At 41.9% G+C, this 11,865-nt stretch carries 8 protein-coding genes; all 8 read left to right on the forward strand.

All coding sequences use genetic code 11. The annotated features are described in order from the left end of the window. Positions 1–210 precede the first annotated feature (210 nt). Positions 211–1,359: an FMNH2-dependent alkanesulfonate monooxygenase gene (gene ssuD, locus FBB35_RS06370; RefSeq protein WP_174708953.1), complete on the forward strand. Its 1,149-nt coding sequence runs from the start codon at positions 211–213 to the stop codon at positions 1,357–1,359. An 86-nt stretch (positions 1,360–1,445) separates the two neighbouring features. Further along, positions 1,446–2,273, forward strand: coding sequence for an aliphatic sulfonate ABC transporter permease SsuC (gene ssuC, locus FBB35_RS06375; RefSeq protein ID WP_174708954.1), 828 nt, complete (start codon positions 1,446–1,448; stop codon positions 2,271–2,273). A 116-nt stretch (positions 2,274–2,389) separates the two neighbouring features. Beyond that, positions 2,390–3,160, forward strand: coding sequence for an ATP-binding cassette domain-containing protein (locus tag FBB35_RS06380; RefSeq protein ID WP_012412123.1), 771 nt, complete (start codon positions 2,390–2,392; stop codon positions 3,158–3,160). Positions 3,161–3,435: 275 nt separating this feature from the next. Beyond that, positions 3,436–4,383 carry a D-2-hydroxyacid dehydrogenase gene (locus FBB35_RS06385; RefSeq protein ID WP_174708955.1) on the forward strand — a complete coding sequence of 316 codons (948 nt, stop codon included), beginning with the start codon at positions 3,436–3,438 and terminating at the stop codon, positions 4,381–4,383. Between the two features lie 494 nt (positions 4,384–4,877). Further along, positions 4,878–6,224 (forward strand): NAD(P)/FAD-dependent oxidoreductase, encoded by a 1,347-nt coding sequence (locus FBB35_RS06390; protein ID WP_174708956.1) that lies wholly within the window; start codon positions 4,878–4,880, stop codon positions 6,222–6,224. Positions 6,225–7,301: 1,077 nt separating this feature from the next. Further along, positions 7,302–9,635: a GMC family oxidoreductase N-terminal domain-containing protein gene (locus tag FBB35_RS06395; RefSeq protein ID WP_174708957.1), complete on the forward strand. Its 2,334-nt coding sequence runs from the start codon at positions 7,302–7,304 to the stop codon at positions 9,633–9,635. 194 nt (positions 9,636–9,829) lie between these two features. Beyond that, the gene (locus FBB35_RS06400) at positions 9,830–10,879 is read left to right on the forward strand and encodes an esterase (RefSeq protein WP_174708958.1); all 1,050 of its coding nucleotides are present in this window, start codon (positions 9,830–9,832) and stop codon (positions 10,877–10,879) included. A 72-nt stretch (positions 10,880–10,951) separates the two neighbouring features. Further along, complete coding sequence (locus FBB35_RS06405) at positions 10,952–11,863, forward strand: acetoacetate decarboxylase family protein (RefSeq protein WP_174708959.1); 912 nt, start codon at positions 10,952–10,954, stop codon at positions 11,861–11,863. Positions 11,864–11,865 lie beyond the last annotated feature (2 nt).

Below are 11,865 nucleotides of genomic sequence, written 5' to 3' on the forward strand. Positions count from 1 at the left end.
TACTCGATTAAAAGTTGTATTTTCCAACACAGCAATTCTGACTACAAAAGTGTCAAAATTACCCACTAAGGAGTTCGCTATTCAGGCAGCCCTTTTTTACTAATGGTTAAATTAGGCTTGATTTTTAGATAATATCGGGTAGAATTTTGTCTACAAAATACGGCAATTCGATCGGATAATAGTATATTAAGTTCTCATACCCTGATAGATATGGAAATTCTCTGGTTTATTCCTACTGGATCTCATGACGGACGCTATTTAGGTACAGATATTGGCTCTCGTGTTGCCACACCTGATTATTTGCAGCAAATTGCTCAAGCTGTGGATAGTTTAGGCTACACGGGTGCATTGTTACCTACAGGGAGTTCTTGTGAAGATGCTTGGATAACTGCCGCCGCTTTTATATCTGTCACCAAGCAGATGAAATTTCTGGTAGCAATTCGTCCAGGAATTACTTCTCCAGGTGCTGCTGCACGGATGGCAGCAACATTTGATCGGATTTCTAAAGGAAGATTGTTAATTAATGTGGTGACAGGTGGAGATCCGGTGCAACTCGCTGGGGATGGCTTGCATCTTAGTCATGACGATCGCTATGATTTAACCGATGAATTTCTTACCGTTTGGCGGGGTATCGTCAGTGGGGAAACAGTCGATTTTAAAGGAAACTACCTGGATATCAAAGGTGGTAAACTCTTATTCCCGCCAGTCCAAAAACCCTATCCACCATTGTGGTTTGGTGGCTCATCTGCGGCTGCAAAACGTGTTGCTGCTAAACATATAGATGTTTATCTAACTTGGGGCGAACCTCCACAGCAAGTTGCTCAAAAGATTGCTGAGGTTAAACGATTGGCGGCTGAACAAGGTAGAACAGTCCGCTTTGGGATTCGCTTGCATGTAATTGTGCGAGAAACCGAGTCTGCGGCTTGGGATGCTGCCAATGAGTTAATTAAGTATGTTGATGAGGATGCGATCGCAAAAGCTCAAAAACACTTAGCTAGTTCTGATTCTGAAGGACAGCGACGGATGAGTCAACTACATAGTGGTAGTCGAGAAACCCTAGAGATTAGCCCCAACCTATGGACAGGAATTGGATTAGTGCGGGGTGGTGCTGGTACAGCCCTAGTTGGAGATCCCGATACTGTTGCCGCTAGGATGCTGGAATATCAAGATTTGGGCATAGAAACCTTTGTGTTCTCTGGATATCCCCACTTAGAAGAGGCATATCGTACAGCTGAATTATTATTTCCACGTTTACCTTTGCAGAAACAAACTGCACCGCTAACGCCACCAGTCTTGAGTACTGTTAGCGAAATAGTTAGCAGTGAAAAATTTGCTAAACAACTAACGAGCGCTTCATAAATAGTTTGTAATTCGTAATTGACTCTTGAATTACGAATTATGGTAACGATGCTTCTAGATTCATCTTTGCGGAAATCTAAAATCCCATGACTATTACCCTTAAACACACCAAAAGAAACAATAATATATCCCTGAGCGAGGTATTAGAAAACCCGCAAATCGATAAAATAGTCCCCTGGATTGTGCCCGTTCTAGTGCTAGTACTTTGGGAATTTGCTTCCAGAACTGGTTTACTTTCAACCAGAATTTTACCTGCCCCTAGTGGCGTAATCGCTACAGCCATTAGACTAGCCTCTACCGGAGAACTTTTTCAGCATATAGGAATAAGTGCTGGACGAGCGATATCTGGTTTTATAGTTGGTGGTAGTATTGGGTTTGGTTTGGGATTGCTCAATGGCTTTTCCCGTATAGCAGAAAAGTTATTGGATAGTTCTTTGCAAATGCTCCGTACTATCCCTAATTTGGCATTAATTCCCCTAGTAATTCTCTGGTTTGGTATCGGCGATCAAGCTAGATTATTTTTAGTGTCTATGGGGGTATTTTTCCCGTTATATCTTAATACATTTCATGGCATTCGTAGTGTAGATCCTGGACTGATTGAAATGGGAAAAGTCTATGGATTGAAAACCCCACAACTTCTGTGGCAAATTATTTTTCCAGGAGCGTTATCTTCAATTCTCGTCGGTGTCCGCTTTTCTTTGGGGATTATGTGGCTGACATTAATTGTGGCAGAAACGATCGCAGCGGATTCTGGACTTGGTTATATGGCAATGAATGCCCGTGAATTTATGCAAACTGATGTTGTGGTTTTGAGTATTGTTATCTATGCACTGTTGGGTAAATTAGCAGATGCTGTTGCCAGAGGATTAGAAACCAAGTTCTTGGCTTGGAATCCTAACTATCAAAAGTCATAAATGGCAAAATCACCAACATAAAAACTTAAACAGTCTTGAATTTAAGTGTGATTTTTAATTCAATATTTTACCCAAAAATTCAATCCAAATTGTTTTGAAAAAATGAGGTTTTGCAAGTGAGTTCTAATGTACAAGGTACGCAACTAAGTATTTTGGATTTGACGAAAGCTTTCGGGAAGAAAACTGTTTTAAACTCGCTAAATTTAGAAGTTGAAGCAGGTGAATTTGTCGCTATCGTCGGACGTAGTGGTTGTGGTAAAAGTACCTTATTGCGTCTGGTGTCAGGATTAGATAAAGCAACTTCAGGCGGAATACTGCTGGATGGAGAACCACTGCGTAGACTCAGCCGCTCTGTAACAGTGATGTTTCAAGACCCCCGCTTATTGCCGTGGAAGCGCGTTGTTCAGAATGTGGGGTTAGGCTTGGAAGGTAATTGGCGTGAAAAAGCTTTGTGGGCACTCGATAAAGTCGGACTCAAAGATAGAGCTGATGAGTGGCCTTATGTCTTATCTGGTGGGCAACGGCAACGGGTGTCATTGGCAAGGGCATTAGTTAGCCAGCCCCGTTTGTTGTTGTTAGATGAACCTTTAGGAGCATTGGATGCTCTAACTCGCCTAGAGATGCAGGGTTTGATTGAGAACTTATGGCAAGAGCGGAGATTTACTGCGTTTTTAGTGACTCACGATGTAGAAGAAGCTGTGGCGTTGGCAGACCGAGTGATAGTGATTGATGAAGGACGTATTTCTCTCGATCTACCTGTAAAACTTTCACGCCCACGAGATAGAAGTAGTGAAGTGTTTATCAATATTAGAGAAGCAGTTCTCCAGCGAGTAATGAGCAATGAAAGTACTCAGTCAAATAACCAATTGTTGCAGTTGAGTAGTTGAGATTTAGCTTTCGTTAGTTGATTAATGTAATGCTTGAGGTAGCTGTGGTAAAAATAGGCTACTTCGAGAATCAATGTTATTAATATAGTTATCTAATCTGCGGAAAATAATTTTTTATCGAGACAGGAGTCAAGAGCCAGAATTCCATTAGGTATTCTGACCGAAAAAGCGTATGAATAACTGGCATTTTTGCAATTAACAATTAAAAATGAAGAGGTATTGCCGATTGGGTTACACAATCCAAAATCCAAAATGGAATTAGGGAGTAGCAATTTGTGAAACTGATTTTACCGGATCATCTCATTGCTGATATTGAGCCACACCTGCCATCTGATATAGATGTTGTGGAGGTGGATAGTGAAGGTAATCTTGATGGTGATGCCAGTGATGCAGAAGTTTATGTCAACGGATTTTACCTGAAAACTTCTACGCTTGACAAAGTGCTGACAGCAGCACCCAGGCTGCGTTGGCAACAGTCGCCGAGCGCTGGCGTGAATCACATCCTTACACCAAATTTTTTGCAAAAAGAAATTATCCTCACTAATGGCGCAGGGATTCATGCAATTCCAATTTCGGAATTTGTATTAGCATTCATGCTTTATCACGCCAAAAATTTGAGAAAATTACAAACTTTGCAGGATGAACACACCTGGGTAAGAGGAGTGTTTCTCGAAGAGTTAGCAGACGCGACTTTATTAATTCTCGGCACAGGGAATATAGGTCAAGCGATCGCATCTCGCGCTAAAGCCTTTGGTGTTAAAGTTTGGGGGAGCCGCCGCCATCCCGAACCCCTACCGAATTTTGACAAGATTGTTGGTGCTGATGAATGGCGATCGCTCCTACCAGCAGCCGACTATGTAGTAATTGCCACACCACTAACCCCAGAAACCAAAGGCTTAATCGATGAAGCCGCCTTGCGCTCTATGCGTCAGTCTGCTTACTTAATTAATATTGCTCGTGGTGCGATCGTTGATGAAACAGCATTATTCACCGCACTAAGTGAGGGATGGATTGCAGGTGCTGGATTAGATACAGTGGCTACAGAACCTCTGCCACAGGAAAGTCTCTTGTGGTCGTTGCCGAACGCTTTTATCACCCCCCATTGTTCAGCCCTGTCACCACGACTGAGAGAGCGCATAGCACAACTGTTTATCGACAATCTTAAACGCTATCAAAACGGTCAACCCTTGCGGAATGTCGTAGATAAGAAAGCGGGATACTGATTGGGAATTGGGAATTGGGAATTGGGCATTGGAGATAAGAGAGAAACTTGAATAATTCTCCCCTTATCCTCCCTGTCCCCCTGCTCCCTTGCCCCCCGTTCACTGAGCGAAGCTGAAGTGCTGCACCCTTGTGCCCTGCTCTCTGCTCCCTGCCCTCTGCTCCCTACCTCTTCGGTCACTCTTCGAATACAAGAATCAAAAGCAATGTTTAAACCTTAGACTAGGGTTGAGTTTGTGGCTTTATTTTCTAGTATGATAAATATCATCGTCGCTTTATCATGAAACTCTTGTGTAGCAATAACTCCATCTTTTCTCTGGGAAAAGTGACATAAGAGGAATATCTAGAGAGGCAGTCCAGTAGAAGTAGTGGATACTAACTTTGGATACTTTTAGTATTTTTTCAATTGTTCTAAATAAACAGCAACCAGTATCATAATGCTGTTACATATTTGTTAAGAATAGTTACAAGTTCTTAACACAAGGAAATATCTCGTATGGAAGTCTCACTTGAAAAGAATGCACCACATCGGGTTGTCATTGTTGGTGGTGGCTTTGGTGGACTGTATGCAGCAAAGGCTCTGAATGCAGCGAATGTAAATGTTACTCTCATTGATAAACGTAACTTTCACCTATTTCAGCCGCTTTTATATCAAGTTGCCACAGGTACGCTATCACCTTCTGATATTTCCGCACCATTGCGATCTGTATTTAAGAAAAGCAAGAATACAAAGGTGTTGTTGGGAGAAGTAAGTGATATTGATCCAAAAGCGCAACAAGTTATTTTGGGTGATAAAGTAGTACCTTATGATACATTGATTGTCGCCACAGGTGCTAACCATTCCTATTTTGGTAAGGATAATTGGGAAGAAGTTGCTCCTGGCTTGAAAACTGTGGAAGATGCGATAGAAATGCGTCGTCGGATATTTGGCGCATTTGAAGCAGCAGAAAAAGAAACTGATCCTGAAAAACGACGGGCTTTCTTGAATTTTGTGATTGTGGGAGGTGGCCCGACTGGTGTAGAGTTAGCAGGTGCGATCGCTGAGCTAGCATACAAAACTCTCAAAGAAGATTTCCGCAGCATCGACACTTCAGAAACAAAAATTTTACTATTACAAGGGGGTCCTCGCATCCTTCCACACATGGTGCCAGAGTTATCGGCATCAGCAGCAGTATCTTTGCAAAAGTTGGGTGTAGAACTCCACACTCACACCAGGGTGACAAATATTGAAGGTGATATTGTTACTTTCAAGCAAGACAATGAATTTACAGAAATTGCCTCAAAAACTATCTTGTGGGCAGCAGGTGTTCAAGGTTCCCCAATGGGGAAAGTCTTAGCAGAAACTACAGGTGTAGAGCGCGATTACTCTGGGCGGGTAATTGTAGAACCTGACTTGTCTATCGAGGGTTATGACAACATTTTCGTAATTGGAGATTTAGCTAACTTCTCCCATCAAGATAGTAAAGTCTTACCTGGTGTTGCACCTGTAGCTAAACAACAAGGAGAGTATGTAGGTAAACTAATTCGACGACGGCTTCAAGGTAAGACTTTGCCACAATTTCATTACAACGATGTGGGTAGTTTGGCGATGATTGGGCAAAATTTAGCTGTTGTAGATTTAAGCTTAATCAAACTTACAGGTTTCATTGCTTGGGCATTTTGGCTATTAGTTCACATCTACTTCTTAATCGAGTTTGACACTAAATTACTAGTAGTATTTCAGTGGGCATGGAATTATATTACTCGTAATCGTCGCTCTAGATTGATTACAGGTAGAGAAGCTTTTGTAGAACCAAAAACTGTTAACAATATAGTGCAACAGCCTTCTGGGACACCTCTGTAACTTGATCACAGCATTTGTCGACTGGTAGAATCTTCAAAGATGTAGTGCAGTGAATAATGGAGCGAACGAAAGTATCAAACATCTACCAAACTGGTGAAGTTTGCCAAATTATAACTAAGGAAAACCCCCAATTTAGGGGCAAGCGTGGGTGCTGGCATAGCCTCTTCAAAAACTATGCGTTTTGTCAACTACTTCTACTCGACTAGCACCCTAGCAGAGGTTCTGAGGTAGAAATATTTATCAACCAAATTAATGTTGTCGTTGATAGCCTGATATAGCGTTTCCTAATCACATAAGGTAATCATAGCCCCCTTACCGCTTACGCGGTGAGGGGGTTGGGGTTCTTGTACCTCACAAAGACTGAGAACTGCTATAAGAGGATGTTTGAAAAGTCTTCTTGTCAGTATCAAAAATTCTAGATCCTCCTAAGTCAAAATCCTGATTCTCAGGTAGGGGCAATTCGTGAATTGCCCCTACGGTGTGTAGTTTTGCATAAGTCCTATTAAAGTAACCCGTAAACAAAATCGAATTTAACATTGCCAAAAATTGTCTGCAATGCTACGCTGTGACTGAAATTGTACATACTATAAGTATGTATAAATTTCAGAGTTAATTTAATCATTAGCTTGGTTAATTTAAGTAAAAGAATGTTAACTTTCTTGTTAACCTGCATATAATACCCAGTTAGCTCCGATAACTGAATCGTATAACTAAATTGGTTGTCTAATCCAAATTAATCAGGCTTTAGTTTTGATTAAAGCCACACATAACTTATTCATATAATCCCTGCCTAAACCTCTCCTCCACAGAGATAGAGGGGTTAATTCTTACTACCCTGACCTTTTAGTGAAGGGTTTAGGGATTAGGTTTGAGTGTAATTTGTACACGGCAACAAATTATTATCGACACCATTTTTCTTGAATTTTCTGGAAAAGCTTTGATTGCTTTTGAATTGCAATACTAGTAGTTAAAAATTCTACTGCATCATCAGAAATTCTCATTAGATTAGCTTTTGCCTCCATTTGTAATCTAGATGAGTGTATATTTTCATATCCATAATTGCTAAGGATGAATATAATGACTCGTTTATCCAGCCCGATTGAAAACTTAAAAAGTTCCTATACAGTTGTAGTTATTGGTTCTGGTTATGGTGGTAGTATTGCCGCATCGCGTTTAGCACGAGCCGGACAGCAAGTGTGTATTTTAGAGCGAGGGAAAGAATTTCAACCTGGTGAATATCCCAAGACTCAAAGCAAAGCATTGGCACAAATACAGATAGATTTGCCACAACATCATCTAGGTTCGCACACAGCTTTGTATGACTTCCATGTGAATAAAGACATTAATGTATTTATTGGTTGTGGACTAGGTGGAACATCTTTAGTTAACGCCAATGTGTCATTACAAGCTGAACCGCGTGTATTTGCAGATTCACGCTGGCCAAAAGAATTGCGTGATGATGTTGGGACTTTATTAGCCGCAGGTTATCGTCGTGCAGAGGAAATGCTCAAACCTACTCCCTACCCTGAAAATTTTCCTCCACTGCCAAAGTTACAAGCTTTAGAAAAATCATCTAAATATTTGAATGAAAAGTTCTATCGTCCCCCCATCAATGTGACATTTCAAGATGGGGTGAATCATGTCGGTGTAGAACAAAACAAATGTAATCTCTGCGGTGATTGTGTTTCTGGCTGTAATAATAAAGCCAAAAACACCGTGTTGATGAATTACCTCCCAGATGCAAAAAACCACGGTGCAGAAATCTATACACAAGTTTCCGTGCGCCGAGTTGAACGTCAGGGGAATCGCTGGCTAGTCCATTACCAATTATTAAACACGGGGCAAGAAAACTTTAACGCTCCCACAATGTTTGTCAGTGCTGATATTGTAATTCTGGCGGCTGGGACATTAGGATCTACAGAAATTTTGCTGCGTTCTCAAGCTGCTGGTTTAGCTGTATCTGAGAAATTGGGACATAATTTTACAGGGAATGGTGATGTCCTAGCTTTTGGCTATAACACCGAGCAAGTAATTAACGGTATTGGTTTTGGCGATCGCCCGGAGAATACCCAAGAACCAGTAGGGCCATGTATCACCGGTATCATAGATATGCGAGAACAGCCCCAATTAGATAACGGATTAGTTATTGAAGAAGGCTCAATTCCTGGAGGACTGGCTGCTATATTACCCCAAACCCTTGCGGCGGCTGCCAAAATTTTAGGTAAAGACACCGACTCTGGTTTAGGCGATCGCATCGAAGAAAAAATCCGCGAATTTGATAGTTTGACTCATGGTGCTTATACTGGTGCAGTCCGCAATACCCAAACCTACTTAGTCATGACCCATGATGATGCGGCCGGACAAATGTACTTAGAAAATGACCGTCTCCGCATTAAATGGCAAGATGTAGGAAGTCAACCCATTTTTCAACGAGTCAATAATCGTCTTACAGAAGCTACCGAACCCCTAGGCGGTACACAAATTCCTAATCCCATTTGGTCTGATGCCTTTGGTCATGACTTAGTTACAGTCCATCCACTAGGAGGCTGTATCTTAGCGGAGGATGCTGAACACGGTGTTGTCAACCATAAGGGACAAGTATTTGCTAGCAACCAAGGAACAAACGTCTACGAAAACTTATATGTCGCTGATGGTTCAATCGTTCCTCGGACATTAGGTGTAAATCCACTACTGACAATCTCTGCTCTAGCGGAACGCTGCTGTACCCTCATTGCTACAGACCGGGGTTGGACGATTAATTATGATTTGACTACCCCGCCCGTAGTCATCGGTAACGCTACCCGTCCTACCACAGTCGGCATTCAATTCACTGAGACCATGCGCGGCTACTTTTCCACCACAGTCAAAGACAACGACTATCAGCCTGCATTCTGGCAAGGCAAACAAGACAACTCGCCTCTAGAGTTCACCGTTACAGTAATTGCCGATGACTTAGACAAACTACTCAACGACCCCGAACACCTAGGGAAAATAGTTGGTATAGTTAAAGCCCCCGTTTTATCACCAGAAGCCCTAACCGTCACCAATAGCGATTTTAATTTGTTTGTTGGGCTTGTTGGACAAAAAAAGACCAGACAAATGCTTTATCGCTTACAGATGATGACGCAATCAGGACAACGTTATTACTTGAAAGGCTTCAAGCAAATTCATGATGACCCAGGATTCGATGTTTGGTCTGACACCACCACACTATTCATCACCATTTATGAAGGCGACAGTGAAAATAATCCCATCGTTGGTCAAGGCATTCTCAAAATTCAGCCGATGGACTTCATCAAACAAATGACCACGATGAAAGTTACCAACGCAGATAGTATTGGGGAACGCCTACAAGCAATAGATAGATTCAGTCGCTTCTTTGCCGGCACTTTAGCGGAAGTCTACATTTAACTTTAGGAGACAGGAGGTATGAGGCAGGGGAAGGGGAAAGGGGGCAGGGGGCAGGGGGCAGGGAGCAGGGGGAGCAAGGGAGGCAGGGGAGAATTCGTAACTCCTAACTCTTCACGGGCTAAACCTTAGCTTTCCGCTAACGGAACTGTTTTGCCCAATGCCTAATGCCCTAATCGATTAACAAATCTATCAAAATGAACACCACAACATATACTCAATCTTTACGAGAAAGAATAGTACCTTTTACTAGCAAAGATGGCTTTGAATGCAACTTAATTAACGTTAGAGGTGAAAAGCCTCCTTCTAAACCGCCTGTATTACTAGCGCATGGTGCAGGAGTCAGAGCCAATATCTTTCGCGCTCCTGTGGATACTAGTATAGTTGATTACTTAGTTGCTCATGGTTATGACGTATGGTTAGAAAACTGGCGTGCCAGTATTGACCTAAATCCTAATCATTGGACACTTGACCGAGCCGCAGTGAATGACCATCCACAAGCGGTGAAAACAATTGTCGAAGAGACCGGTTATGAAGAAATCAAAGCTATTATCCATTGTCAGGGATCTACTAGTTTCATGATGTCTGTGGTGGCGGGCTTAGTCCCACAAGTCAAAACTATTATCAGCAATGCCGTTTCACTACATCCAATTGTACCCTCATGGTCATCTTTCAAAATCAATTTTGCAGTACCAGCAGTCAATTTTCTCACCGATCATTTAAACCCACAATGGCAAATAGATTCACCAAGTCTAGCTGCAAAAATCATCTCTCTGTTCGTGGGTCTTACACATCACGAATGTAATAACTCAGTCTGTAAACAAGTTAGCTTTACTTATGGGACTGGCTTTCCGGCATTGTGGGAACACGCCAACCTCAACGAAGCCACCCACGAATGGCTGAAGCAGGAATTTGCCTATGTGCCGCTCAGTTTTTTCGCACAAATGTCTCAGTGCATCAATCGTGGACATCTAATTTCTGTTGATAACTTCCCCACTTTACCAAAAGATTTTATTGCCCAACCACCAAAAACCGATGCCCGGATTGCATTTTTTGCTGGGCAACTTAACCGTTGCTTTCTCCCACAAAGTCAGATAGAAACTTTTAAATATTTTGACTCTTTGCGTCCTAACTACCATGCTTTACACGTTCTGGATAACTACAGTCATTTAGACATATTTATGGGTAAGAATGCAGCCCAAAATGTGTTTCCGTTAATGCTTGCAGAGTTAGAAAAAACTGTTTGAAAAGTGCAGATTTCATTCTCTAGACCTTTGTTACTTCTCTCCACCAATAAATTGAATTATGTGTGAAAAAATATGATACCTCAACGTATAAAACAACAAACAGGACTTTATGCCTTGGTTGATGGCATACCTTTTCAGTTACCCGTTAATTCTGAACATACACCAGCATTGATGGCGGTATTTCCGATCAACGCCGATCGCGCTAAAGAATTGATCCTAGCAAAGGAAGTACATCCTCTGCGACTATGGAATAATCAGGGGTTGTTAGTAATCACAGTGATTAATTATCAGATTACTGACATTGGTAAATACATCGAATTTAGTATTGCGATCGCCTGCACTCATGGCGCAAAACCAGCCCCGCCACTACTACCTGCTTTATTGATGCAACAGTACGGTACTGGACAGTATGTACTTGATTTACCTGTCAGTACTGAAATTTCTGTCAAAGGTGGTAAAGGAATTTGGGGAATGCCCAAACATCAAGCTAACTTGGACTTTGTGATTGGCGATCGCACCGTCAGCAGTCAATATGATTTAGATGGGCAACTAGTGATGAAAATTGAAGTTGCCAAACCTGCCAAAGCTTGGTTTCCCCTGAAAATGGGTGCAGCAAACTACTGTGCATTTCGCGGAATGTTGATGAAATCCGTGATTTACTTTCAAGGAAAATTGGGATTTTCGCTGTTCAAGCCGGGTTCAGCCAAACTTACCATAGGCGATCATCCCCGTATCCAATCACTAAAATACCTAGAAATTAGCCCCGAACCTATATTTACAGGCTTTTTCCCGGAAATTACAGGGATGCTAGATGACCATTTGGAGAGTTGGTTTCTTGGCTACGACACACCCCCCACACAACAACCAGAAGGTTTAGAAAGTGTAGTTAATTTAGGTTTGGGTCAAGAATGGCTACCAGCGCCAAAGGCTTTGCCCAAGGATGATCAAGCCGAAATGTATGTAATGCCAATTCAAAATTATTGACA

The sequence above is a fragment of the Nostoc sp. TCL240-02 genome, assembly GCF_013343235.1.
Taxonomy (GTDB): domain Bacteria; phylum Cyanobacteriota; class Cyanobacteriia; order Cyanobacteriales; family Nostocaceae; genus Nostoc.